This is a genomic window from Caulobacter sp. BP25 (assembly GCF_002737755.1).
GTDB lineage: Bacteria > Pseudomonadota > Alphaproteobacteria > Caulobacterales > Caulobacteraceae > Caulobacter.
Map to the genome: position 1 here is coordinate 459,999 of NZ_PEGH01000017.1, position 25,048 is coordinate 485,046.

General features: G+C 67.1%; 16 protein-coding genes and 4 pseudogenes. 5 read left to right on the plus strand and 15 right to left on the minus strand.

The features are described 5' to 3' along the window. Positions 1 to 26: 26 nt before the first annotated feature. Complete coding sequence (locus CSW59_RS12400) at positions 27 to 905, minus strand: CoA ester lyase (RefSeq protein WP_099444310.1); 879 nt, start codon at positions 903 to 905, stop codon at positions 27 to 29. A 131-nt stretch (positions 906 to 1,036) separates the two neighbouring features. Between CSW59_RS12400 and CSW59_RS12405 the strand changes: the two genes are divergently transcribed. Beyond that, a complete protein-coding gene (locus CSW59_RS12405) occupies positions 1,037 to 1,417 on the plus strand; it encodes a DUF2237 family protein (RefSeq protein ID WP_099444311.1) in 381 nt (126 codons plus the stop codon). Between the two features lie 561 nt (positions 1,418 to 1,978). Here the strand turns inward: CSW59_RS12405 and CSW59_RS21870 are convergent. Next, positions 1,979 to 2,055 (minus strand): annotated as a pseudogene (locus tag CSW59_RS21870) (hypothetical protein); the annotation flags it as partial. A gap of 121 nt (positions 2,056 to 2,176) precedes the next feature. Between CSW59_RS21870 and CSW59_RS12410 the strand changes: the two are divergent. Then, positions 2,177 to 2,785, plus strand: a complete 609-nt coding sequence (locus CSW59_RS12410; RefSeq protein ID WP_099444312.1) for a DsbA family protein — start codon at positions 2,177 to 2,179, stop codon at positions 2,783 to 2,785. 117 nt (positions 2,786 to 2,902) lie between these two features. On the opposite strand, the pseudogene CSW59_RS12415 reads toward CSW59_RS12410, so the two are convergent. From CSW59_RS12415 to CSW59_RS12440, 6 genes and pseudogenes are all read right to left on the minus strand, one after another. Beyond that, positions 2,903 to 5,724 (minus strand): annotated as a pseudogene (locus CSW59_RS12415) ([protein-PII] uridylyltransferase). Positions 5,725 to 5,803: 79 nt separating this feature from the next. Then, entirely contained in the window at positions 5,804 to 8,518 is a 2,715-nt protein-coding gene (mutS, locus tag CSW59_RS12420) for a DNA mismatch repair protein MutS (RefSeq protein WP_099444313.1), read from the minus strand. A gap of 95 nt (positions 8,519 to 8,613) precedes the next feature. Further along, positions 8,614 to 9,654, minus strand: a complete 1,041-nt coding sequence (rhuM, locus tag CSW59_RS12425; RefSeq protein ID WP_099444314.1) for a RhuM family protein — start codon at positions 9,652 to 9,654, stop codon at positions 8,614 to 8,616. A gap of 60 nt (positions 9,655 to 9,714) precedes the next feature. Next, a complete protein-coding gene (dnaJ, locus tag CSW59_RS12430) occupies positions 9,715 to 10,872 on the minus strand; it encodes a molecular chaperone DnaJ (RefSeq protein ID WP_099444315.1) in 1,158 nt (385 codons plus the stop codon). Positions 10,873 to 11,035: 163 nt separating this feature from the next. Then, positions 11,036 to 12,934: a molecular chaperone DnaK gene (dnaK, locus tag CSW59_RS12435; RefSeq protein WP_099444316.1), complete on the minus strand. Its 1,899-nt coding sequence runs from the start codon at positions 12,932 to 12,934 to the stop codon at positions 11,036 to 11,038. Between the two features lie 331 nt (positions 12,935 to 13,265). Continuing rightward, positions 13,266 to 15,944 carry a M1 family metallopeptidase gene (locus CSW59_RS12440; protein ID WP_099444317.1) on the minus strand — a complete coding sequence of 893 codons (2,679 nt, stop codon included), beginning with the start codon at positions 15,942 to 15,944 and terminating at the stop codon, positions 13,266 to 13,268. Positions 15,945 to 16,037: 93 nt separating this feature from the next. Here CSW59_RS12440 and CSW59_RS12445 point away from each other — a divergent pair, with 93 nt between their 5' ends. Then, positions 16,038 to 16,649, plus strand: coding sequence for an alpha-ketoglutarate-dependent dioxygenase AlkB (locus CSW59_RS12445; RefSeq protein WP_099444318.1), 612 nt, complete (start codon positions 16,038 to 16,040; stop codon positions 16,647 to 16,649). A 76-nt stretch (positions 16,650 to 16,725) separates the two neighbouring features. Here CSW59_RS12445 and dnaA read toward each other — a convergent pair whose 3' ends face one another. From dnaA to mutM, 7 genes and pseudogenes are all read right to left on the minus strand, one after another. Beyond that, a complete protein-coding gene (gene dnaA / locus CSW59_RS12450) occupies positions 16,726 to 18,201 on the minus strand; it encodes a chromosomal replication initiator protein DnaA (protein ID WP_099444319.1) in 1,476 nt (491 codons plus the stop codon). Positions 18,202 to 18,603: 402 nt separating this feature from the next. After that, positions 18,604 to 18,879, minus strand: coding sequence for a 30S ribosomal protein S20 (gene rpsT, locus CSW59_RS12455; RefSeq protein ID WP_099444320.1), 276 nt, complete (start codon positions 18,877 to 18,879; stop codon positions 18,604 to 18,606). A 146-nt stretch (positions 18,880 to 19,025) separates the two neighbouring features. Beyond that, on the minus strand, positions 19,026 to 19,814 hold the full coding sequence (locus CSW59_RS12460; RefSeq protein ID WP_099444321.1) for an enoyl-CoA hydratase: 789 nt from the start codon (positions 19,812 to 19,814) through the stop codon (positions 19,026 to 19,028). A gap of 208 nt (positions 19,815 to 20,022) precedes the next feature. Further along, positions 20,023 to 20,103: pseudogene (locus tag CSW59_RS21875) on the minus strand (hypothetical protein); the annotation flags it as partial. Positions 20,104 to 20,117: 14 nt separating this feature from the next. Then, positions 20,118 to 20,195, minus strand: a pseudogene (locus CSW59_RS21880) (hypothetical protein); the annotation flags it as partial. A gap of 1,083 nt (positions 20,196 to 21,278) precedes the next feature. Next, complete coding sequence (locus CSW59_RS12480) at positions 21,279 to 21,659, minus strand: hypothetical protein (RefSeq protein WP_099444324.1); 381 nt, start codon at positions 21,657 to 21,659, stop codon at positions 21,279 to 21,281. Positions 21,660 to 21,727: 68 nt separating this feature from the next. Beyond that, on the minus strand, positions 21,728 to 22,591 hold the full coding sequence (mutM, locus tag CSW59_RS12485; RefSeq protein ID WP_099444325.1) for a bifunctional DNA-formamidopyrimidine glycosylase/DNA-(apurinic or apyrimidinic site) lyase: 864 nt from the start codon (positions 22,589 to 22,591) through the stop codon (positions 21,728 to 21,730). An 81-nt stretch (positions 22,592 to 22,672) separates the two neighbouring features. On the opposite strand from mutM, the gene CSW59_RS12490 reads away from it, so the two are divergent. Together CSW59_RS12490 and ubiB are read left to right on the plus strand one after the other, a co-directional pair. Next, a complete protein-coding gene (locus CSW59_RS12490) occupies positions 22,673 to 23,431 on the plus strand; it encodes a class I SAM-dependent methyltransferase (RefSeq protein ID WP_099444326.1) in 759 nt (252 codons plus the stop codon). A gap of 3 nt (positions 23,432 to 23,434) precedes the next feature. Next, on the plus strand, positions 23,435 to 24,943 hold the full coding sequence (ubiB, locus tag CSW59_RS12495; protein WP_099444327.1) for a 2-polyprenylphenol 6-hydroxylase: 1,509 nt from the start codon (positions 23,435 to 23,437) through the stop codon (positions 24,941 to 24,943). The last annotated feature ends 105 nt before the right edge of the window (positions 24,944 to 25,048 follow it).

The following is a 25,048-nucleotide window of genomic DNA, read 5'->3' on the forward strand; positions in this document are numbered from 1 at the left end:
GCAACCTTCTGATCAGCCCCGCCCGACTACCCTCTGGCGGCGATCGCCTCGGCCACCGCCACCAGGCGTTCGGCCTGCGCCAGATGCAGACGTTCGGCCATCTTGCCGTCCACCCGCAAGGCGCCTTTGCCAGAATTTTCCGGCGCGTTGAAGGCCGCGATCACCGCGCGGCTCCAGGCGATGTCCTCGGGCGAGGGTGAAAAGACCCGGTTACAGATCTCAAGGTGCTTGGGGTGGATCAGGGTCTTGCCGTCGAAACCGAAGTCAACGCCCTGGACGCAGACCGCCTCCAGCGCCTCAAGGTCCTCGATATCGTTGTGGACCCCGTCCAGGATCGTCAGGCCGTGCGCCCGCGCCGCCGCGACCGACAGGGTCAGCAGCGGCAGGAACGGCGCGCGGTCCGGCGTCTGGCGGGCCCGCATCTCCTTGGCGAAGTCGTTGACACCCATGACCCAGGCCGAAAGGCGCGTGCCGTGGGCGGCCTCGGCCATCTCCCACAGGTGAAAGGCGGCCTTGGCGGTCTCGATCATCGTCCACAGGCGTGTTGCGGGCGGAGCCGCATGCAGGCGCTGATCGTAGAGGCGCACGTCGGCGGCGTCGTTGACCTTCGGGACCAGCACCGCGTCCGGCCCAGCCTCGGCCGCCGCCGCCAGATCCTCGGCGCCCCAGGGGGTGTCGAGGCCGTTGACTCGGATCACCACCTCGCGATCGCCAAAGCCCCCGGCCTGGACCGCCGCCACGGCCGCCTCGCGGGCCGCCGGCTTGGACTCGGGCGCGACGGCGTCCTCCAGGTCCAGGATGATCACGTCGGCGGGCAGGGTGCGGGCCTTTTCGACCGCCTTGGCGTTGGAGGCCGGCATGTAGAGGGCGCTGCGGCGCGGGCGGCTGGGAACGGCGATCGTCATGGAACTCCCCGGATCGGTTTCTAGCTTTGCGGCGAGCTTAGCATTGCTGCGTCGCAGCAAAAGCCTTCCGTTTGGGGCAGGAAGGGCAATAACCGCCTTGGCGCGCTCTCGGCTTGGCGTAGGATCGGGACATGACCACGCGATATGACGAGAACGCGAAGAACGTGCTGGGCGGGGAACTGGCCCCCTGCTCGCTGAACCCGGTGACCGGCTTCTATCGCAATGGCTGCTGCGAGACCGGGCCGCATGACCTGGGCCTGCACACCGTCTGCACGGTGATGACCGAGGATTTCCTGGCCTTTTCGAAGTCGCGCGGCAACGACCTGTCGACCCCGCGCCCGGATCTGGCCTTTCCGGGCCTGAAGGCCGGCGACCGCTGGTGCCTGTGCGCCGGCCGCTGGACCGAGGCCCTGGAGGCCGGCATGGCGCCGCAAGTGGTGCTGGAAGCCACCCACGAGGAGATGCTGGCCGTCGCGCCGTTGGGCGTGCTGAAGGATCATGCGGTCACCTGACACGGCTCCGCCGCTTCACGCGGCTTGCCGCTGAAGGGATGGAAAGGACGCGGAGCGCCGGACATCCGTCCGGAGGTTGGAAGTTAAGTACCGTTTCGACGAAGCCAGACGCTCCGCGCAGTCGTTATCCGGTGAGCCAGCGGGGCGCGGGGTTTTAACCCGCTCCCGACAGTCGGCCCCCGACGGGCGGGCCAGGGCGACGACCCCGGTCCCGGAACGCCCGGGCGATTTCAGCCCGGACCTGTCGCGCCGCCGAAGTCTTCACCGCCCCCTAAGGGAAGGATTTGGGGCCTCGTCCCGATGTTTCAGGGAGCCCGCACCTGGATCCGCCGCGAAGACGCCTTTCCGAAGAAAGACCGGCGAGCGCTTCCCGCTCGACCACCCCCGACAGCCGTCACGATCGCCGGCCGGACGTCCCTTCCAAGCCATCGGGTGAGAAGAAGTATGGAGCGGGATTCAACGCGGATGATCCAGCGGCGTGTAAAAGTGAGAAGTGATTGAAATCATTCGATTCGATTCCGGATACGCGGATGATACAGAGCTGTGAACGCTCGTACTTGCCCCCTCCGCGCTGGCGCGCTCCTCCCCCGGAGGGGGAAGAAGGCTCGCGCTTCCTTCTGCCCCCTTTGGGGGCGGACGACCACGCAAAGCGTGGTCAGGTGGGGGCCAGCGGCGGTGGCCGATGCGCTCTCAGCGAGTTGACCCCGCCCGCGATCCTCCCTCACATGGCGCCGTTCAATACGAAGAGGTCTGAACCCCATGCGTCGTCTCGCCCTTGTCGCCGCCGCCCTGGCCACTTTCTCATTGGCGGCTTGCAACAAGGCGCCCGCCTCCAACGCGATGGCCGACGACATGAGCCTGGGAAACAAGGACGCCAAGATCACGGTCGTTGAATACGCCTCGGTGGGCTGTCCGGTCTGCGCGGCCTGGCAAAAGGAGGTCTATCCGGCCTTCAAGGCCAAATATATCGACACCGGCAAGGTGCGTTACGTCTTCCGCGAGATGCTGGTCGGCGGCGGCTCGGAGGTGACAGTGGCGTCGGCGGGTTTCCTGCTGGCCCGCTGCGCCGGTCAGGACAAATACTTCCCAGTGGTCGACGCGGTGTTCGCCAGCCAGCCGGCCGTGTTCAATACGCCGCGCGAAACCCTGCTGGAGATCGCCAAGTCGTCGGGCCTGACCGAGGACCAGTTCACCCAGTGCGTGACCGACGAGGCCCAGATCAAGGCGCTGAATGAACGGGTCCAGCGCAACGCCCGCGAAAACGACGTCAGCGCCACCCCGACCTTCGAGATCAACGGCCGCCAGATGCAGCCCGGCTATCATTCGCTGGCCGAGATCGACGCGGCGATCGAGACTGCCGGTAAGTAATCCCTAGAGCATTTTCCGATAAGTGTGAAACGGTTATCGGATCGAAAAATGCTCTAAACTTTTGAATTATAGCCCTTTTTATCCGATCTGATTGATCCAATCAGATCGGAAAGGGCTCTAGCGCGCCACGCTGGCGCGGGCCCGTCGCAGGCCAGGCCGGGCGGCGGGCGCGCTGGCTTCGTTCTGCTCCAGGGCGTCCAGCAAATCGGCCTTCAGCGCGTTGATCCGGCGTGTCTCGGTGATCTTCTCACCCTGCGCGGTCTGGACATAGAAGGCGTCAACCGCCCGCTCGCCATAGCCGTCGATGTGGGCCGACTGGATCGACAGGCCGCTGTCAGCGAGACTCTTGGCCAGAGCGTGCAGCAGGCCAGGCCGATCACGCCCAGAGGCCTCGACCACCGTGGCGTCGTCCGAGGCGTCGTTGTCGACCGTGACGCTGGGCGCGATGGCGAAGGCCGCCGCCCGGGACTGGTCGGCGCCGCGACGGGGCTCAACCGCCAGGGGCTCGCCTCGCCCGGCCGCTTCCAGAGCATCGGCCAGACGGCGCAAGGCGCGCGGATTCTCGCAGCCCAGCGGCGCGCCGGTGGCGTCCTGAACATAGAAGACATCCAGAGCCTGGCCGTGGCGTGACGTGAAGACCCGGGCGCCGACCACGTTGCCGCCCAGGGACGAGATGGTCAGGGCAAGGTCGGCGAACAGGCCTTGGCGGTCCTTGGCGGCGACAACGATCTCGGACGCGTTCTGGCCGGAGCGCACCCGCCCCTCGGCGGCCGCGCCGCCCTGGGCGGCGGCCCGGCGCGCTAGGACCGCGTGCTCGAGCAGGTCTTCCTGCGAAAAGGCGCTGAAATAGGCGTTCTCCATCGCCGCGACCCAGCTCCCGGCGTCGGGGTCGGCTTCCAGCAAGGCTGCCCGCGCCGCCTCGGCGGCCGCCTCCTGGTGACGCTGGACATTGGCGGCGGCGTCGCTGCCGCGCCCGCCCCGGAACACCGCCTCGGTGGCGTTATAGAGCTCGCGCAGCAGCTGACCCTTCCAGCCGTTCCACACCCCCGGCCCGACGGCGCGGATGTCGGCGACGGTGATGACGAGCAGGAGACGCAGGCGTTCGGGATTCTCGACGATGCGAGCAAAGGCAGCCACCGTCCCTGGATCTGAAACGTCGCGCTTCTGGGCGAAATCGCTCATCACCAGGTGGTTTTCGACCAGCCAGGCGACCAGCTCGACCTTGCTGCGCTCGACGCCCAGGCGCTCGCAGGCGCTGCGGGCCGAGCGTGCGCCGGCCTTCTCCTGTCCGCCCACGCCGCCCTTGCCGGTATCGTGCAGCAGCATAGCCAGGAACAGGGCCTCTCGGTCCTCGATCAGGGGCATGATCGAGACGGCCAGCGGGTGGTCGTCGGCCAAGCGCCCAGCGGCGATATCCCCGATCACGCCGACGGCGCGCAGGGTGTGCTCGTCCACCGTGTACGAGTGGTACATGTTGAACTGCATCTGGGCGACGACCCGCCCGAACTCCGGAATGAAGCGCCCCAGCACCCCGGCGTCGTTCATCAGGGTCAGGGTGCGATAGCTGCGCTTGCCGCGCGCCAGGAGGTCGAGGAACGCCCGGCAGGCCTCGGGGTCGCGTCGGACCTTGGAGGTGATCAAGGCCAGGCTTCGCGTCACCGCCGTGAAGGCGTCGGGATGCAGATCAAGGTCGCGCTCATCGGCGATCTTGAACAGGCGGATCAGGTTGACCGGATCAGCCTCGAAGATCTCCGGCCCCTCGATGTTCAGCCGGCCGCCATCCTCGAAGAAGCCGTCGACCTCCAGCGCCTTGCGCTTGGGGCGACCGCCCGGCAGGAACCGTGAGATGCCCTTAGGCTCGTGCTTGAAATGCTCGGCCTCCAGCTTGGCCGAGAAGGCGCGGGTCAGGGCCCCGACCTCCTTGGCGATCAGGAAGTAGCGACGCATGAAGCGCTCGACAGCTGGCGCGTCGCCCCGGTCGCCATAGCCCATGCGCCGGGCGATCTCCGGCTGCAGGTCGAAGGTCAGCCGCTCTTCGGGCCGTCCCGTCGTGAAATGCAGGTGGGCCCGCACCGCGTGCAGGAAATCGAAGGCGCGGATGAAGGCCTTGGTCTCGCGGGTCGAGAACACCTCCAGCTTGAAGACGTCCTCGGGCCGGTCGACGGGGTGCAGATACTCGGCGATCCACATCAGGGTGTGAAGGTCGCGAAGCCCCCCTTCCCCTCCTTGACGTTGGGCTCGACCATGTAGCGGCTGGCGCCGGCGCGGGCCTGGCGATCGTCGCGCTCCTTCAGCTTGGCGGCGACGAACTGGGCGCCCGTGCCCTTCATCACCTCGTCGCGGAAACGGCGCTTGAGGTCATCGGCCAGACGCTCGTCGCCGGTCAGGCGGCGGGCCTCCAGGATCGAGGTGCGGATCGTGAAGTCTTCCTTCGACAGCCGCACGCACTCCTCGATCGTCCGCGAGGCGTGGCCGACCTTGAAGCCCAGATCCCACAGCGCATAGAGCATGTACTCGATTACGCTCTCGGCGTGCGGCGTCTGCTTGTAGGGCCGCAGGAACAGCAGGTCGATGTCGCTGAACGGCGCCAGGGTGGCGCGGCCGTAGCCGCCCACGGCCAGCAGGCACAGGCGCTCGCCCTCGGTCGGGTTGCGGGCGCGGAAAACGTGGACGGTCGTGAAATCGTAGAGGGCGGTGATCACCTCGTCGGTGACACCTGAGAGCAGGCGGGCGGTCTCGACGCCGCTGGCCCCGTTCTCCAGCCGCTCCTTGGCGATCATCCGGCCGCGAAACAGCGCCTGCTTGAGGATGGCGATCGCGCTTGAGCGCTGCTCGGCTTCATTGCCGATCGAGTCGAGAGCGGCGGCGGACAGACGCGCACGAAGCGCGTGACCGTCGACGACGTGTTCCAGGCGGGTGGGGCGAAGGCGACGGGGCATGTGGATTATATGGGTACCATAGCGTGACAGCCAAAAGTGGAAGCCGGTTTTGGCGACCGTCACGCGTCCACTAAAGACTCTAGGCCCTCAGCAGACCTTTAAGACGATAGAGCGCTTCCAGGGCCTCGCGGGGGCTCATGCCGTCAACATCGAGGTCCTCCAGCGAGGTCTCGACCGCGCTGGGCGCCGCCTTGGCGGGCGCCCCCATGGACGTCGAGGCGACCGCCTGGCTCATGGCGAACAGCGGCAGGTCATCCAGCCTGGCCGGCGACTGGTCCTTGCTCTCCAGGCGATCAAGCACCTCGCGGGCGCGAGCGACCACCGGCATCGGCACGCCGGCCAGCTTGGCGACCTGAACGCCGTAGGAGCGATCGGCGGGACCCGAGACGGCCTCGTGCAGGAAGACGAGGTCGCCGTTCCACTCCTTGGCCCGCAGGGAGAGGTTGGAGACGTGAGCCATCCGCTCCTCCAGCGTCGCCAGCTCGTGATAGTGCGTGGCGAACAGGGCCCGGCAGCGGTTGGTGTCGTGCAGGGCCTCGGCGCAGGCCCAGGCGATGGCCAGACCGTCATAGGTCGCCGTGCCCCGGCCGATCTCGTCCAGGATCACCAGCGAGCGCGGCCCGGCCTGGGTCAGAATGGCGGCGGTCTCGACCATCTCCATCATGAAGGTCGAGCGGCCTCGGGCCAGATCATCGCCCGCGCCGACGCGGCTGAACAGGCGATCAACCACGCCCAGCCGGAAGCTGGCGGCCGGCACATAGCAGCCCGACTGCGCCAGGATGGCCAGCAGCGCGTTCTGCCGGAGGAAGGTCGACTTACCGGCCATGTTCGGACCGGTGACGATCGACAGGCGCGGTCCCGTCTCCCCGGCTGCGTCCAGGCTGCAGTCGTTGGGCGTGTAGGGCTCGCCGGCGCGCTTGACGGCGGCCTCGACCACCGGGTGGCGAGCGCCCCTGGCGTCGAAGGCGTAGGAGCGGTCGACGATCGGGCGCACCGCGCCGGCGTCCTCGGCCCATTCGGCCAGGGCGGAGGCGACGTCAATCCGCGCTAGCGCCTCGGCGGCGATCTGGATGGCGTCGGCCAACAGGCGAGCCTGCTCGCGCCAGTCCTCGAAGGCGGCGACCTCCATGGCCAGGGCCCGCTCGGCGGCCTGGGCGATGCGGGCGTCGAGATCAGCCAGCTCCACCGTGGTGAAGCGAACCTGGTTCGCCAGGGTCTGGCGGTGGATGAAGGTCGCGTTCAGCGGCGGCTGAAAGAGGGGGTCGGCCTTGCCGGCCGTGGCCTCGACGAAATAGCCCAGCACGCCGTTGTGGCGGATCTTCAGCGGCACGCCGCTTTCGGCCATCAGCTGGGCTTCCAGCGCGATGATGACCTTGCGGCTGTCGTCGCGCAGGCCGCGGGCCTGGTCCAGCTCGGGCCGCACGCCGGCGGCGACAAAGCCGCCGTCGCGGGCCAGGGCCGGCAGGTCGGGGCCAAGACCCTGCTCCAGGACGTTCAGGAACTGCGACAGGCCATCGTGCAGCGAGGGCGTCAGGGCCTTAAAGGCGTGCTCCAGCTCGAACGGCGGCGGCGACAGCGGGTCGGGCGAGCCGCCCGCCATGCCGGCCAGGCGCTCGCCGACCTTCAAAGTGTCGCGGATGCAGCCGAGGTCGCGCGGACCGCCTCGGCCCAGCGCCAAGCGCGACAGAGCGCGGGCCATGTCGCCGGCGCCCTTCAGCACCTCGCGCAGACGCTGGCGCAGCTGGCGGTGCTCGACGAACCATTCGACGGCGTCCAGGCGCTGGTCGATGGCGGCGGGATCCAGCAGCGGGCGGGCCAGGCGCGAAGCCAGCATCCGCGCGCCGCCGGCGGTCACCGTGCGGTCGATGGCGGCCAGCAGCGAGCCGTTGCGGTCCCCCGTCTGGGTGCGGTCGATCTCAAGACTGCCGCGCGTAGCCGGGTCGATGGCCATAACGTCGGCGTCGGCGGCGCGGCGCGGCGCACGGAGCGCGGGCAGCTTGCCGGCCTGGGTCATCTCCAGGTGGGCGGCGATCAGGCCCAGGGCCCCGATCTCGGCCGGCGACAGACCGCCGAAGCCATCCAGGGTCTCGACGCCATAGAGGCGCTTCACGCGGGCTTCGGAGGCCTGCGGCTCGGACAGGGCCGAGGGCATCGGCTGCACCAGGCCGCCGCAGATTTTCAGGGTCTGGGAGAGGGCGTCGTCGGACAGCAGACGGTCGGCGACCAGGGTCTCGGACGGCGCCAGGGCCGCCAGGATCGGCGCGACAGCTTCCTTGGCCAGGGCGAAGACCTCGACCTCGCCGGTCGACAGCTCGACCGAGGCCACGGCCGCTTGGCCCGCGCGGATGGCGACGGCCGCAAGACGATTGGCGCCCCGGGCGTCCAGCAGGCCATCCTCGGTCAGGGTGCCCGGCGTGACCACGCGGACGATGTCGCGGCGGACCACCGACTTGGAGCCGCGCTTCTTAGCCTCGGCGGGGTCTTCCATCTGCTCGCAGACGGCGACCTTGAAGCCCAGGCGGATCAGCTTGGACAGATAGGCCTCGGCCGCGTGCTGCGGCACGCCCGCCATCGGGATCGGCTGGCCGTTGTGCGTGCCCCGGAACGTCTGGCTGATCCCCAAGGCGGCGGCGGCCTTATAGGCGTCGTCGAAGAACAGCTCGTAGAAGTCGCCCATGCGAAAGAAGATCAGCGCATCGGGCTGGCGCGCCTTCATCTCGAAGAACTGCTGCATCACCGGCGTCGCGCCGGTGGGGTCGAGCGTAGCGGCTGGGGGCGAGGCGTGAGCGTTCATCGCCCCGGAAACTACAGAGCGTCGCGGGCGCCGTTAAGGGGCGGCGTTAAGGTTTTCCGGGGATGGAAACCTGCCGTTCCCGGAACGACAGGTTCTCACCGTCGGCGTGGCTTCGGGAGAGCCTGGTCTGCCGCCTTCAGTTGAGCCAGAGCGCGATCCGCCTCTTCCTTCCGCGCCAGCCTGCGCGCTTCGTCGAACCGCCTATATTCCGCCTTGGCACGGGCTTCGGCCTCGTCGTGGCGGATCGAGCCGCCATGGTTCAACACGACGCGGTTAAGACTGGCCAGTTGCTGATCGAGCAGCTGTGAGGCCTGCTCCATCAGAACCAGACGGCCGATGTCCAACTGGTCCTCGAAAATGCTGAGCAAAATATCCGTCAGCCGATTGAGCTCCTTTAGCTCGGTCGGCGCGAGATAGTTCTTCGCGATCACGGCGTCCGCCTGCCGGATCTGGTCTTTAGGCCAGCTCCTCAGGCCCATGTCGGGCGCATCGGCGTCGGCGCGCTCGCCGAGAACTTCGGACGGCGTGCGGTTTACCACGGCATAGAACAGCTTGGCCTGGGTACGCTGATAGAACTGCAGCGCCACTGGCGAGTTCGGCTCGTAGTCCTGGCACATGGCGCAGATACGCCGAAGCTCGGCATAGACGTTCGCCTCGGACGCACGGATGTCGCGGATGATCTCGCGAAGTTCGCGAACGCGATCCAGTTCACCCGGCGCCTTCAGCCGCTCGACATCGACAACGAAGCCTCTGGTGGCGAAGCGGACCAGGACACTCGTCGCCCATTTGCGAAACAGCGTCGCTTGAGCGGAACTGACCCGGTAGCCGACCGAGATCACCATATCGAGGCTGTAGAGCGAGACCGGCTTGGTCGACCGAGCAATGTGCATAAATTGCACATTGCTCTCCTCTTCGAGTTCGCCCTCTTCAAGGATATTGGTGATGTGGCGCGCCACAACGGAAACGTCGCGCCCGAACAACTGCGCCATCTGCGCGCGGGTCATCCAAAGCGCATCACCTTCATAACGAAGCTCAACCTGAGCTCCGTTCGCAGTGGCGTAGATCAGAAAACGGTGACCGGTATCAGCGTCTTCGACGAGGGTGACGGGCGCGGCGATGTCAGACTCGTTGCTCATGGTTCTCGCTCAGCGAAACGAGAACAATAGTAGAACAACTTTTGAGGGAAGGCTAGCGCCCTAGCTCCCCGTCACCTCTTCCCAGAACCTCTTGGCCTTGCCGACGAAGTTGGCGGACTTGGGGTTTTGCTTCTCGCCGCACAGGCCGGCCAGCTCCGCGAGGAGCTCCTTCTGGCGGGCGGAGAGGTGGGTCGGGGTCTCGACGAAGAGCTCGACCACCAGGTCGCCGCGCTGGCGGCTGCGCAGGGACGGCATACCGCGTCCCTTCAGGCGGACAGTCTTGCCGGTCTGGGCGCCCTCGGGCACCTGGACCTTGACCTTGCAATTGCCGTCGCAGTTGTCGCCACCCAGCAGGCAGGGCGCGTCGATCTCACCGCCCAGAGCCGCCGTGGTCATCGGCACCGGCACGGTGCAGAGGAGATCCAGGCCATCGCGCTCGAACAGCTCGTGCGGGGTCACCGACAGGAAGATGTAGAGATCGCCACGCGGACCGCCGCGCGCGCCCGCGTCGCCTTCGCCCGCCAGGCGGATCCGGGCGCCGTCGTCAACACCGGCCGGGATACGCACCGACAGGATGCGCTCACGGCGCACCTGGCCGTGGCCGTGGCAGTTGCCACACGGATCGAGGATCAGGCGTCCCGAGCCGCCGCAGCGCGGGCAGCCGCGCTCGACCGCGAAGAAGCCTTGGGTGGCGCGGACCCGTCCGGCGCCGCCGCAGGTGCCGCAGACGGTGGGGCTGGTGCCCGGCTTGGCGCCCGAGCCCTCGCAGACCTCGCAGGTCATGGCGGCGGGCACGGTAATCTCGACCTCGGCGCCCGCATAGGCCTGCTCAAGGCTGATCTCGAGGTCGTAGCGCAGGTCCTGGCCACGCTGAGGGCCGCTCGACTGGCGACGACCGCCGCCGAACATTTCGCCGAAGACGTCTCCGAACACGTCATTGAAGATGTCGCTGGCGTCGAAGCCCTGACCGCCGAACCCGCCCGGTCCGCCTTGCGGACCGTTGACGCCGGCATGGCCGAAACGGTCATAGGCCGCGCGCTTCTGGGCGTCGGACAGGACCGAATAGGCTTCGTTGATTTCCTTGAACCGACCGGCCGCGTTCTCGCACCCGCCATTGCGGTCGGGGTGATGTTCCATCGCCAGCTTGCGGAACGCGGACTTCAGACCTGCCTCGTCGACAGTCCGGGTCACGCCGAGAATTTCGTAATAGTCGCGCATCGTCAGCGTCTGGCGCCCAAAAGGCCCACGAAAGAGGCGTTGATGAGGGGAGAGGTGGGATGATCCGGGGCCCGGCGCAAGGCGCTCTGGGCCCACGGGGCCGAAGGTCGCGGCCGCGGAACGATCCTTTGGCGAATGTTCCGCGGCGCGCGCATGGCGGTGCTTAAGCCGCCGGCTTGTTGTCGTCGACTTCTTCGAACTCGGCGTCGACCACGCCGTCGTCCGCAGCCGGGGACTCACCGCCCTCGGCCGAATCTTGCTGGGCGGCGTACATCGCCTCGCCCAGCTTCATCGAAGCCTGGATCAGGGCTTGAGTCTTGGCCTGGATGGCCTCGACGTCCTCGCCTTCCAGAGCGCTCTTCAGGTCAACAATGCCGGTTTCGATCGCGGTCTTTTCGGCCGCGCCGACCTTGTCGCCGTGCTCAGCCAGGGCCTTCTCGGTCGAGTGCAGGATCGCCTCGCCCTGGTTCTTGGCCTCGACCAGCTGCTTCTTCTTCTCGTCCGCGGCCTTGTTGGCCTCGGCTTCCTTGACCATGCGCTCGATGTCGCTGTCCGAGAGGCCGCCATTGGCCTGGATGCGGATCGAATGCTCCTTGTTGGTCGCCTTGTCCTTGGCGTGGACCTGGACGATGCCGTTGGCGTCGATGTCGAAGGTGACCTCGATCTGCGGCACGCCGCGCGGCGCCGGCGGGATGCCGACCAGGTCGAACTGGCCCAGCATCTTGTTATCGGCCGCCATCGGGCGTTCGCCCTGGAAGACCCGGATCGTCACGGCCGACTGGTTGTCGTCGGCGGTCGAGAAGGTCTGCGAGCGCTTGGTCGGGATGGTGGTGTTGCGTTCGATCAGCGGGGTGAACACACCGCCCAGGGTCTCGATGCCCAGGGTCAGCGGGGTCACGTCCAGCAGCAGCACGTCCTTGACGTCGCCTTGCAGCACGCCGGCCTGCACGGCCGCGCCCAGCGCCACGACTTCGTCGGGGTTCACGCCCTTGTGGGGCTCGCGGCCGAAGAAGTCCTGCACCGCCTGCTGAACCTTGGGCATGCGGCTCATACCGCCGACCAGGATGACCTCGTCGATGTCGCTCTTTTTCAGGCCCGCGTCCTTCAGAGCCTGTTCGCACGGACCGATGGTGCGGGCGATCAGGTCGTCGACCAGGGCTTCCAGCTTGGCGCGCGACAGCTTGATGTTCAGGTGCAGCGGACCCGAGGCGTTCATGCTGATGAACGGCAGGTTCACTTCGTACTGAGCGGTGCTGGACAGTTCCTTCTTGGCCTTTTCGGCCTCTTCACGAAGGCGCTGCAGGGCCAGCTTGTCCTTGCGCAGGTCGACGCCCTGCTCCTTCTTGAACTCGTCGGCCAGGTAGTCGACGATCCGAAGGTCGAAGTCTTCACCGCCCAGGAAGGTGTCGCCGTTGGTCGACTTCACCTCGAAGACGCCATCGCCGATTTCCAGGATCGACACGTCGAAGGTGCCGCCGCCCAGATCGTAGACAGCGATCTTCTTGCCGTCGTTCTTGTCCAGGCCGTAGGCCAGGGCCGCGGCGGTCGGCTCGTTGATGATCCGCAGGACTTCCAGGCCGGCGATCTTGCCGGCGTCCTTGGTCGCCTGACGCTGGGCGTCGTTGAAATAGGCCGGAACCGTGATGACCGCCTTGGTCACCGGCTCGCCCAGATGGGCTTCAGCGGCTTCCTTCATCTTCTGCAGGATGAAGGCCGAGACTTCCTGCGGGCTGTAGTCCTTGCCGTGGGCCTTGACCCAGGCGTCGCCGGTCGGGCCCTTGACGATATCGTAGGGCACCATGCCCTTGTCTTTTTCGACCACCGGATCGCTGGCGGTGCGGCCAATCAGGCGCTTGATCGCGAACAGCGTGTTGGTCGGGTTGGTCACGGCCTGACGCTTGGCGGGCTGGCCAACCAGGCGCTCGCCGTCTTCCATGAAGGCCACGACCGACGGCGTGGTGCGAGCGCCTTCGGCGTTCTCGATCACCTTCGGGGTCTTGCCGTCCATGATGGCCACGCACGAGTTCGTGGTGCCAAGGTCGATGCCGATAATCTTGCTCATCTTCGTACCTGTCGCTCCTGTAGGCGGACGGCGGTGACAAGGGCCTTCTCAGAAGCGCCCCAATTTTTCTCTTGCCGTCCCCGTGGTTCGCACTCTCGGGTTCACGTTCCACATCCTGTCCGCTCGACGAAAGTCGAACGGGCAAAATGCGTTGTGCGAAGTTGACGAGCCCGTCAACCCCGCTTTCGAAGCCGGATATGGGTGATAGCCAGCGGCGCGCAAGACCATAACCCCTAGGGGCGAGGGGGAATCTGGCCCTACGGCCCAATAAAATGGCCGCGCCCAGAGGACGCGGCCACAAAAAGTCTCGAAAGTTGAAGCTCTTGACAGCCTAGCCGGCCTTGGCGACCCAGGCCGTGATGGCCGGCAGGCGATCCTGGCGGATCTTCGCGCGGTCCAGCACCGAGGCTGCGGAAATCTCGGCCTCCTTGCGCGAGCCTTCGGCCAGATTGGCCGCAGCGTAGGCTCTGATCCTGTCGGCCATCGCTGGATTTGAGGAGCTTGAGCCCAGACCCGGGATGAACCGGGTGCGCGAGCTGGTGTCGACCTTGGCGTTCACGGCGTCCTTGTTGGCCACGGCCCAGTCGAAAGTCATGTCCGGGAAGTTGCGGGCGACGCGTGAGATCATGGTGCTGGACATGGTCTCGCCCGGCTCAGGCGTCAGGGCCAGCTCGAGAGCCCTTTTGGCCAGCGCCTCGTCCTCGGTCGCGGCGAGCAGCGAGTAGAGCTGCGCCTTGACCAGGGGGGTTTTCTCGGTCTGCGCCTGAGCGCGGATCGCCTCCCAGGTGGCGGGGTCCGCGTGCTTGGAGACCACGCCCAGAATGGCCTTGCGGAGCGGGCCAGGAATGGCGGTCGGATCGGTCTTGTCGGCGTTGAAGCGGCGAATGGCCTCGGCCACCACGTCCGCGTCGCCCAGCCCCCCCAGGGTCCCGATCAGGTTGGCCCGCAGGATGGCGATATTGTCTGGCTCGCCGGCCTTGGCGGTCCAACCGACCGCGGCCAGCAGCGGGCGAAGCTTGGCGATGGCCAGCTTGCGGAACGCCGCGCGTTCGGCGGGCATGCCCTCATAATAGGCGTCGATGGTCGAATAGACGCCCGTGATCTTGGACAGCACCTGCGGATCGGCGTCGGCGGGCGTCGCCTTGGCGAGCTCAAGGAAGTCGGTGGCGGGCTGGTAGCCGGCCAGGCCCATCGACCAGGCGTCGCTCATCACGCCCAACTGGTCGATCGACGGCAGCTTGGCGAAGTTTCTGGCGATGCCGGCGAAGCGCTCGGGACCGTACTGGACGCGGAAATAGCCGCTCTGGCCGGCGTTGACGACGACCGGGCCGCAGCCCTCGACGCTCACCGAGCCCTTGCCGCCGGTCACCAGGGTCTTAGCCTCGCCGCCGCCCCCCTTTTCATTTCCTAGGGCCTTCACGGTCACCGGCGTGCGCCAGACGAGAGGCGTCTTGCCCGGCCTGTCCTTGCTGAACTCGCCCTGGGTCAGGGACAGCGTGGTCTTGCCCGCCGCGCAGGTGGCGCTGTCGACTGTGATCAACGGCACGCCCGGCTGCAGGGTGAAGTCGTGGGCGATCGTCTTGATAGGCTTCTTGGCCGAGGCCTCGATGGCGCTCCACAGGTCGTCGCTGACCGTGTTGCCGTGGGCGTGCTTTTTCATGTAGGCGCGCACGCCGTCGCGCCAGGCGTCATGGCCCACATAGCTTTCCAGCATGCGGATCACGGCCTCGCCCTTCTGGTAGGTGATGCCGTCGAAGGCCTGGCTGGCCTGTTCGACCGTCTCGACGTGCTGCACCACCGGGTGGGTGGTCGACAGGGCGTCCAGGCTCATGGCGTATTCGCGGCCGCCGACGGCGGCGAGGGCCGAGTTCCATTCGGGGTGGAAGTGCTCGCTGGCGCGCCCCTCCATCCACGAGGCGAAGCCCTCGTTCAGCCAGAGGTCATCCCACCAGGCCATGGTAACCAGGTCGCCGAACCACTGGTGGGCCATTTCATGGGCGACGGTCGTGAAGACATCCTGTCTGTCCGTATCGGTCGAGATCTTCGGATCCAGCAGCATGGCGTATTCGAAATAGAAGATCGCCCCCCAGTTCTCCATGGCGCTGAAGAACTGGCTGCGGCCGGGGGCGGCGATGTTGTCCATCACCGGCAGCGGATAGGGCGTGCCGAAATAGTCATTGTACCAGGGCAGGATGTCGGCCGCCGATTTCAGCGCGAACTGCGCTTTCGGGTTGTCACCCTTCTTGGTGACCACGCCGATATCGACGCCGGCCACCTTGACCGAGGCGCGGTCGAACTCGCCCAGGCCAAAGAACAGCAGATAGGTCGACATCTTCGGCGAGGTCGCGAACGTCACCAGGGTCTTGCCGCCGCCGATGTCCTTGGACGCGGCGACCGGCATATTGGACAGCGCCATCTGGCCGGTCGGAACCGTCGCCTCGACGCTGTAGGTGGCCTTGTAGAACGGCTCGTCCCACGAGGGGATGAAGCGGCGGGCGTCGGAGTTCTCGAACTGGGTGTAGAGCGCGCGCTTCTTGCCGGTCTCGGTCTCGTAGTCGAGCGCGAACAGACCGGCGGCCTGGGTGTAGATCTTGCCGGCATAGTCGATCGCCAGGACGTACTTGCCCTTGGGCAGCGGCTTGTCGAACGTGAAGCTGGCGGTCTGTGCCTCGGCGTCGACCTTGACCTTGGCCGCGCCGATCGTCTTGCCATCGGGGCCCGCGATCTGCGCCTTGTCGAAGGTCAGGTCGGCGGCTTGCAGCGTCACCGTTCTGGTCGGCTCGACCACCTCGATCGAAATCTTCACCCGGGCTGTGAAGCTCAGCTTGTCGGCGTCGGGCGTGAAGGCCAGATCATAGTGCGAGGGCCGGACATTGCGCGGCAGCTGGGTCGTAACCGTGGCGAAGGTCGCGCCCTTCGAACCGGCGGCGGGGGGCGCGTTGGCGGCGCAAGCGCCTCCGGCGGCCAAAAGGATCACGGCCGCGGCCGTAGAGGACAAGAGACGACGCATGGCGGCTTCCAGACTGGAAAAATTATCCGGCCCCCTCAGCCGGCGGCGCAAAGCAACACCTTCCGCCCCTGCATCGCGCGTTAATAATCGGTAATGTTGCAGCCGCTGTCCGTCAGCCCTGGTTTCGACCTGTGGCCGGGTCTTCTGGACCTTGAGACCCAGAAAGCCCTGGTCGCCGCGATCCTGGAGGCGGCCAAGACCGCGCCGTTCGCCCACTACGAGACGCCGCAGGGCAAGGCGATGAGCGCGGCCATGACGGCCTTCGGGCCGCTGGGCTGGGTCAGCGACCGAAGCGGCTATCGCTACGCCGACCGCCATCCCGGCACTGGGCTACCCTGGCCGCAGATGCCGGACGTTCTGCACGACCTTTGGACGCGGCTGGGCGATGCGGAGACGTCGGCGGACTCGTGCCTGGTCAATCTCTATCGCGGCGAGGCCCGCATGGGCCTGCATCAGGACCGCGACGAGGCGGATGCGCGCTTTCCGGTGCTGTCGGTCTCGCTGGGCGAGACGGCGGTGTTCCGGATCGGCGGGACGAGCCGCAAGGACCCGACGCGGAGCCTGCGGCTGGCCTCCGGCGACGTCTGCCGCCTCTCGGGCCCCGCGCGGCTGGCCTTCCACGGTGTCGACCGCATCGTGCCGGGCTCCTCCAGCCTGGTCCCTGGCGGCGGCCGGATCAACCTGACCCTTCGACGGGCCCGCTGAGCGCAAGAAAAAGGGCCGCCCCGTGGGAGCGACCCTTTTCTTGCCTTCGGAAACCGGTGTCTCGGCGACGCCCGGATCAGCCGCGCAACTTGCGCGTGATCGTTTCCAGGTCTTGGTTCAAGACGGCGTCGTCGGCGCGCAGAGCCTCGATGCGGCGCACGGCGTGAAGCACCGTCGTGTGGTCGCGGCCGCCGAAGCGACGGCCGATGTCCGGCAGCGAGCGGGTGGTCAGCTGCTTGGCCAGCCACATGGCCGCCTGGCGAGGACGGGCCACGGCGCGGTTGCGGCGCTCGCTGAGCAGGTCGGCTTGCTTCATGCCGTAGTGCTCGGACGTCGCTTTCTGGATGTCGTCGATGGTGATGCGCTTCTCGCCCGACCGCAGGTGCGGACGGAGAATGGCCTGGACCTCGTCGAGGGTCATGCGCGACAGCCCTTCCCCGGCGCGAGCCGACAGGGTGTTCAAGGCGCCTTCCAGCTCACGGACGCTGTCGGTGAAGCGGTCGGCCAAAAATTGCAGCACGTCCGGACGCATGGTCGGCTCGAAGCCGTGCGCGGCCGACAGGGTCTGGATCTTGCGCTCCAGGATGCCCAGGCGCAGCGAGCGGTCGGCCGGTTCGAGGCCGCAGACCAGGCCCGCCGACAGGTGCGAGCGCAGGTGGGCGTCCATCTCGGTCATGGCCGACGGCGGACGGTCGGCCGAGAACACGACGCGGCGGCCTTCCTCGACCAGGGCGGTCAGGGTGTGGAACAGCTCTTCCTGGGTCGACTGCTTGCCGGCGATGAAGTGGACGTCGTCGATGATCAGGAGGTCGGCGGCGCGCAGCTCTTCCTTGAAGGCCGCCGTCTGGCGATCCATCACGGCGCGCACAAAGGTCGACAGGAAGCGCTCGGCGGTCAGATAGACCACGCGCTTTTCCGGCGCGTTGCGCATGGCTTCCCAGGCCAGGGCGTTCAGCAGGTGGGTCTTGCCGAAGCCGTAGGGGCCGTGGAACAGCACGGGATTGAAGTGGCCGTCGGCCCAGTTGGCGATCCGGCGCGCCACGGCGTGGGCGAACTCATTGGCCGGACCCGGGACGAAGGTCTCGAAGGTGAAGCGCTCCTGCAGACCCTGCGTACGCGACGACTTGGCGCTGGTCGGCGCCATGGCCGGAGCATCGGTCGACACCGGCAGCACGATCTCGATCGGCTCGGCGGCGGCGGCAGGCTTGGCGGCCGCCTCGACATAGACGCCGGCCAGGGCTTCGAACTCCAGGCGCGACTTCAGGTCGATGCGGCGGCCAGTCGGGTCGTTGGCGGCCCACAGCTCGCCGATGCGGCGCCAGGCGCTGCGACGGATCCAGTCGCGGGCGATACCCGTAGGCGTGACCAGGACGATGTCGCCAGTGGCGGCCTCGCGCAGCAGGGCGGGCGCGATCCACGACCCGAAGGCCGCATCGCCGAGCTCACGTTTCAAAGCCACGCACACCTTGGACCACACGGCCGTCGCCGGCTCGCAAGCCGCCGCGATCGCCGCAGAGAAGTCCTGGCTGGCCACCCCACCCTTCATCGTCATTCGTCCACCGCCTCGCAAAAAAGTAACCGCCGCACACCCTCAGCCGCCGCCCCCCATGGCGCGCGACCGGTTCGCCTCAACGCACACAGGTTCTTACTCGGCGGGCGCAATGGGCCCGCCGCCGCCTTGTTTTGTTCAAGACTGGAGAAGCGTTGAGACGCTTAAACTAGCCAGCGGCGGAGGCGGGTCAAACGGAAAACTTGCGTCCGGTCGCGGATATTTCTGTTGACTCGCGAGAGGGCCTCGCCTGGCAAGGGAATACCCGGAAAGGGGTCTCAGATCACAGTTTGCAACGTCAGGAAAAGGACGTTGGATTCAAAGCAAAAGCCGGCCAGGTAAACCTGACCGGCTTTCGTAAATACTTGAATTCGCTCGACGAACGGCGTTCGTCAAGAATCTGGACTAGGCCGCGGCCTTATCCAGCTTCTTCAAACGAGCCGCCAGGCGAGAAACCTTGCGCGAGCCCGTGTTCGGATGAACCACGCCCTTCGAAACGGCGCGCATCAGTTCCGATTGCGCCTCGACGAAAGCGGCCTTGGCGACGGCGACATCACCCTTGGCGATCGCGTCATCGAACTTGCGCAGGAAGGTGCGCACGCGCGAGCGGCGAGCGGTGTTGACTTCGGTGCGGCGAGCGATCTTGCGGATCGCTTTCTTGGCGCCGGGATTATTGGCCATGGATCGGACCTTCAAACGGACAGCCGCGCGGGCGGCCGCGAAGCAAGGAAAACAGAGCGCGCGGATATACGGGAAGCGGCGTCCGGGGTCAACGGTCCACAGGCAGGATTCCGAAAGCCCGATCGACGCAATCGTTTCGCCCCCGATCACATCCCCTTGAAGCTTGGCTTTCGCTTCTCGACGAAGGCCGCCATGCCTTCTTTTTGGTCTTCAAAGGCGAACAGCGAGTGGAACAGGCGCCGCTCCAGCGCCACGCCCGTCGTCAGGGTCGTCTCATAGGCGGCCTCGACCAGTTCCTTGTTCATCGCGACGGCCAGCGGCGACTGGGCGGCGATCTTGGCCGCCACAGCCAACGCTTCGTCGACCAGGCTGTCGGCCGGGAAAATCCGCGACACCAGGCCCGCGCGCTCGGCCTCGACGGCGTCCATCATCCGGCCGGTCAGGATCATGTCCATGGCCTTGGACTTGCCCACTAGGCGGGTCAGGCGCTGGGTGCCGCCGATGCCGGGCGCGACGCCCAGATTGATCTCGGGCTGGCCGAACTTGGCGGTGTCGGACGCCAGGATGAAGTCGCACATCATCGCCAGCTCGCAGCCGCCGCCCAGGGCATAGCCGGACACCGCCGCGATGATCGGCTTGCGACACTGCTCGACCGCCCGCGCGCCGGCGGTGAAGAAGTCCTGGCGGAACATCTGGGCGTAGGTCTTGTCCGACATCTCCTTGATGTCGGCGCCGGCCGCGAAGGCCTTGGCCGAGCCGGTCAGCACGATGCAGCCCACCGCATCGTCGGCCTCCGCCGCGCCCAGCGCCTGGGCCAGCTCGCCCAGCAGCTGGATGTTCAGCGCGTTCAGCGCCTCGGGCCGGTTCAGGCGGATCAGGGCGACGCCGGGGGCGCTCGAGGGCGCCTCGACGATCAAGGTCTGGTAGTCGGCCATCGGGGTCTCCTGGGTGGTCGAGGCTTTTATAGAGAGGCTGTGGCGCTTGGGGAGCCCCGCCGTGACGTCATCCACGCCGCGACCACTTCACGCGATCGCTCGCTGAAGGGATGGAAAGGGACGCGGAGCGCCGGACATCCGTCCGGAGGATTGAAGTGTGTGTACCGTTTCGACGAAGCCAGGCGCTCCGCGCGACCGTTATCCGCCAGCGTCCCGTCGGGTGGCCCTGTTCAGGCCTTACCGGGACCTGGGGCGCTCCGTTTCCGGAAGCCCCAGCGGTCGGAGAGGACGGGCTTTCAGCCAAACACGCCCTTTTGCCTCCAACCACGCCGACGGCGGGCGGGTGAGCCCAGCAAGCTCATCCCCGGACCGTCCGAGTATCCCCCTCGAACCTGTCCCCGCTCAATCGCCCCCCGCCGCCGCAAATGGTCGCTGGCCATGCGCCCTTTCCTCGCGACGAGGTGGGATCAGTATGGAGGCGGTTTCAACGCGGATGATCCAGCGGCGCGTAAAAGTGGGAAGCGGTTGAAATCGTTCGGTTCGATTCCGGATACGCGGATCATAGAGCGCCGCGAACGCTCGTACTTGCCCCCTCCGCGCCTGCGGCGCTCCTCCCCCGGAGGGGGAAGAAGGGGCGCGTTTCCTTCTGCCCCCCTTTGGGGGCGGACGACCACGCGGAGCGTGGTCAGGTGGGGGCCTGCGGCGTCGGCCGATTAGCGCTGTGAAACCCGTCCCCCAAGACGGGAGCCATCCTTACATCTCACGGCGAGACGATCGCAGGGCTGACCGGGTTGCTCAAGGACGGCTTCGCCGCCGCGCAGCGGCCGCCCGGAGGGCGGTCCTTGACCAACCCGGTCAGTCCTGCACGCTGCAGCCTCCAAGAGATGTAAGGTTCGCTCCGACCTCGGGAGGTCGGGTGGCGAAAGCTCTCTTCGCGAGACGGCTCAGCCCCACGCTTTCACACAGCCTCGCCCCGTTGCGGACATTGCGACGGTGGCGCGCCCATCTATGATTGGGTCATGAACCGGCCAACCAATGCATCGCCGAAGCTATACATTGCTTCTGGCCTTCTACTGATAGGAATTGTCGGGACGATCGTGTCGCAGCAATACAACGCTCTAACCCTGCAAATACCTTCCATCGCCATCCTTTGGGCTGGGATCATCATTTGGCTGAGGATGCAAGCAAATCAATCAGAGAATACTGAGCGCCGCCAACTATCTAAATTGAATAAAGTGGGCTTAGCTCTATACGCGATCGGAATGTTGGCAAATTGCGTTGCGCTGTACTTGGTAATATATCCTATGATTTCTTCAGGAAGAACTTCTTCCCCCCGATGTTAGAGGTATGGGGTATGATAGCTCTTGCCGGAGGCGTGAGTACCCTAGTTGGCTGGAAGGTCGCTCGGATCGGGATCTGAAGGATTCCGCTATTAAAGGTCGGCTCTCCACACTCCGCAGACGCTCAGTGCGTCCGCTTTCCAGCGTGGGTCACCGACATCGCCGCATGCGCGGCGACCGCCACGAGCCCCGCCAGAGCGCCGAGGCTAACCAGGGTCGACACCTCAAGAACGCCGGGGGCTATCTGCTTGAGGGTCGGATCGAATGGGAGCTTCTGAAGGGTGTGGCCCATGTGGAAGCTGTTGAGCCCGCCCACGAAAAGGCCCAGCGCCGGGCCGGCGATCCGCAGGTCGGCGACGACGCGACGCCAGATGTTTCTCTGGCTTCTCGCCCCGAGCAAGGCGGCGATCAGGACGCCCGGTAGCGCCGCGCAGAGCAGAATGAGAACCACTTTCTGAGGGGCCGCCGCGTGTTCGAAGACACTCCAAAGCCCTTGCGCCGTCATACCCGCCTCCCATGAGGAAACGATAGATTACAGTCGTAATCTACATCGTCAAGCGGCCCGCCCGCCCCTCACACCTGACATACCGGACAGAAGAACGTCGACCGCCCGGCCTGGACCTCGCGGGCGATCACGCCCTTGCAGCCCGGCGTCGGACACGGCTCACCCTCGCGGTCGTAGACGCGGAAACGGTGCTGGAAGTAGCCCAGGGCGCCGTCGGCGGCGGCGAAGTCCTTCAGGGTCGAGCCGCCGACCTCGACGGCCTCGGTCAGCACCGCCTTGATCGCGGTGGTCAGCGGTCCGAGGCGCTTTTTGGCGACGCCCCCCGCCGGCTTGAACGGCGAGATTCCCGAGCGGTGCAAGGCCTCGCAGACATAGATGTTGCCCAGGCCCGCCACGGTGCGCTGGTCCAGCAGCAGGGTCTTGGGCCCCTGCTTGCGGTTCGCGAAGGCCTTTTCCAGCGTCCCCGCGTCGAAGCCTTCGCCCAGCGGCTCGGGGCCCATGGTCGAGAACCAGGGATGCCGATCGACGTCTTCGGTCGGGATCAGGTCCATGAAACCGAAGCGGCGCGGGTCGTAGTAGGTGACGGTGGCGCCCGCTTCGGTCTCGAAGACGACGTGGGCGTGCTTGTCCTCGGGCGTGACGACGCGGGCGAAGTCGCCGGGCCTGATCGAGCCCTCGGGCGCGGCGATCTCGAAGCGGCCGGTCATGCCAAGGTGCATCACCAGGGTGTCGCCCCGGTCCAGCGGGGCCAGGATGTACTTGGCTCGACGGTCCAGGCGCAGGATCGTCGCGCCGCTCAGCCGCTGAACGAAGCCGTCGGGCAGCGGAAAGCGCAGGTCGGGCCGGTTGGCGCGCACGCGGGCCAGGCGCGCGCCGGACAGGACGGGCTCAAGACCGCGTCGGACGGTCTCGACTTCGGGCAATTCAGGCACGGGAAACCTTCGGCGGATGACGGCGCGCGTGACGCGGGCTAATAGCGGACCTTCCTATAGCGACTTCGCCCCCGGGACGTCATGAGCAACACCTCCGCCAGCTTCGGTTTCAAGGATGTCGACGCCTCGCAGAAGGCGGGTCTGGTGCGCGGCGTGTTCGACCGCGTGGCCAAGAACTACGACATTATGAACGACCTGATGAGCGGCGGGGTGCATCGCCTGTGGAAGGACGCGGTGGCCGCGCGCCTGAACCCGCAGCCGGGCGAGGTGATCATCGACTGCGCTGGCGGCACGGGCGACATGGCCCGGCGCTTCGCCAAGATGGCCCGCAACGCCCAGGAGCGGCGCGGCGGCCTCGACGCGACCATCAACATCGTCGACTACAACGCCGAGATGATCATGGCCGGCATTGAGCGCGGCGGCGAGCCCGAGATCACCTGGACCGTTGGCGACGCCCAACGCCTGCCGCTGCCCGACGCCTACGCCAACGCCTATGTGATCAGCTTTGGCATCCGCAACGTCACCGACATCGACGCGGCCCTGCGCGAGGCGCGCCGGGTGCTCAAACCCGGCGGCCGCTTCCTGTGCCTGGAGTTCTCGCGGCCAGTGACGGAAGCCCTCGCGAAAGCCTATGACGCCTACAGCTTCAAGGTCATCCCGCAGGTCGGCGAGTGGGTCGCCAAGGACCGCGAGGCCTATCAGTACCTGGTCGAGAGCATCCGCCGCTTCCCAGACCAGAGGACCTTCGCCGGCATGATGGAGACCGCCGGCTTCAAGCGGGTCAGCTTCACCAACTTCACCGGCGGCGTCGCGGCCCTGCACCAGGGCTGGGCGCTTTAGAACGTGGCCGGTTTCGGAGCCTTCTGGCGCCTGACAGGCGCGGGCTGGGCGCTGGTGCGGGCCGACGCCCTGATCCCGCGCGAGGCCGAGCCGCTGCTGCCGCCGGCCGTCAAACTGGCGGGAAGGCTGCTGCGCCTGCTAGCCGGCGGCTCGGCCAAGCGCGGCAGACCCGGCGAGCGTCTGGCCCGCGTGCTGGAAAGCCAAGGGCCAGCGGCGATCAAGCTGGGCCAATTCCTGTCGACCCGGGCCGACATCTTCGGCGCCGCCTTCGCCGAGGACCTGTCGCACCTGAAGGACCGGCTGCCGGCCTTCCCGCTGGCGATCGCCCGAGCCGAAATCGCCCGCAACCTGGGCAAGCCGCTCCCCGAGATCTTCACCGAGATCGGCGAGCCGGTCGCCGCCGCCTCGCTGGCCCAGGCCCATCCGGCCACCCTGATCGACGGCCGCAAGGTGGCGGTGAAGGTGCTGCGCCCCGGCGTCGAGCGCCAGGTCGCCCGCGACACCGGCGTGCTGCGCCTGGCCGCGCGCCTGGCCGAGACCCTGGTCCCCGCCTCGCGCCGCCTGCGCCCCACCGAATTCGTCGAGGTGGTGATCCGCGCGCTCGAGCTGGAGATGGACCTGCGCTTCGAGGCCGCCGGCTGCGCCGAGCTGGGCGAGGCCATGGCCAAGGACCCTTACATGCGCGCCCCGGCCGTGTGCTGGGAGGGCGTGGGCAAGCGCGTCCTGACCCTGACCTGGGCGCAGGGCGCGCCGCTGTCGGACCCCGCCGCGCTGGAGCTGCCAGGCCTGGACCGTAGGGCCCTAGCCGAGAACGTCACCCGAGGCTTCCTGGCCCAGGCCTTGGACCACGGCCTGTTCCACGGCGACCTGCACGAGGGCAACCTGTTCGTCGCCGCGCCGGCGAGTGTGGTGGCCGTGGACTATGGCATCGTCGGACGCCTGGGCGCCGGCGAGCGTCGCTACCTGGCCGAGATCCTGTACGGCTTTCTGAACCGCGACTACGCCCGCATCGCCCAGGTGCATTTCGACGCCGGCTATGTGCCCGCCCATCAGGACAAGGACGCCTTCGCCCAAGCCCTGCGCGCCGTCGGCGAGCCGGTGTTTGGCCGCAACGCCCGCGACGTCTCGATGGGCCGCCTGCTGGCGCAGCTGTTCGAGATCACCGCCCTGTTCGACATGGCCCTGCGGCCGGAGCTCGTTCTCCTCCAGAAGACCATGGTCACGGTCGAGGGCGTGGCCCGCCGCATCGACCCCACCCACGACCTGTGGGCCGCCGCCGATCCGGTGGTCCGCCGCTGGATCGGCCGCGAGCTGTCGCCCGCCGCCAAGGTCCGCGACTTCGCCGAGGAAGCGCTGCGCGCGCTGCGCGCCATCGTCCGCCTTGCCGAGGCGTCGCCAACGAAGAGCGAGGTCCGCGTCGAGCGGGCGCCCGTCTTGCCACTGCTGTGGTTCCTGGTCGGCGCCGCCACGACCGGCACGGCGTTCGTGACCGGGCTTTTACTATCGCGCTAGGTCGACACCGCCCGAGCGGTTTGTTCGTAGCGAGCCAAGCGAAGGCGCACGACCGCCCTCGCCCAACCCATCACCCCCTGCCCCAGACCCGCCCTGGTCCCGGGC

Coding starts and splice junctions, on each gene's coding strand:
- CSW59_RS12410 (WP_099444312.1), top strand. CDS start 2,177: ATGCGTCGTCTCGCCCTTGTCGCCGCCGCCCTGGCCACTTTCTCATTG.
- dnaK (WP_099444316.1), bottom strand. CDS start 12,934: ATGAGCAAGATTATCGGCATCGACCTTGGCACCACGAACTCGTGCGTG.
- mutS (WP_099444313.1), bottom strand. CDS start 8,518: ATGAACGCTCACGCCTCGCCCCCAGCCGCTACGCTCGACCCCACCGGC.
- CSW59_RS12480 (WP_099444324.1), bottom strand. CDS start 21,659: ATGACGGCGCAAGGGCTTTGGAGTGTCTTCGAACACGCGGCGGCCCCT.
- CSW59_RS12490 (WP_099444326.1), top strand. CDS start 22,673: ATGAGCAACACCTCCGCCAGCTTCGGTTTCAAGGATGTCGACGCCTCG.
- CSW59_RS12460 (WP_099444321.1), bottom strand. CDS start 19,814: ATGGCCGACTACCAGACCTTGATCGTCGAGGCGCCCTCGAGCGCCCCC.
- rpsT (WP_099444320.1), bottom strand. CDS start 18,879: ATGGCCAATAATCCCGGCGCCAAGAAAGCGATCCGCAAGATCGCTCGC.
- dnaA (WP_099444319.1), bottom strand. CDS start 18,201: ATGACGATGAAGGGTGGGGTGGCCAGCCAGGACTTCTCTGCGGCGATC.
- CSW59_RS12445 (WP_099444318.1), top strand. CDS start 16,038: ATGTTGCAGCCGCTGTCCGTCAGCCCTGGTTTCGACCTGTGGCCGGGT.
- rhuM (WP_099444314.1), bottom strand. CDS start 9,654: ATGAGCAACGAGTCTGACATCGCCGCGCCCGTCACCCTCGTCGAAGAC.
- CSW59_RS12400 (WP_099444310.1), bottom strand. CDS start 905: ATGACGATCGCCGTTCCCAGCCGCCCGCGCCGCAGCGCCCTCTACATG.
- CSW59_RS12405 (WP_099444311.1), top strand. CDS start 1,037: ATGACCACGCGATATGACGAGAACGCGAAGAACGTGCTGGGCGGGGAA.
- CSW59_RS12440 (WP_099444317.1), bottom strand. CDS start 15,944: ATGCGTCGTCTCTTGTCCTCTACGGCCGCGGCCGTGATCCTTTTGGCC.
- dnaJ (WP_099444315.1), bottom strand. CDS start 10,872: ATGCGCGACTATTACGAAATTCTCGGCGTGACCCGGACTGTCGACGAG.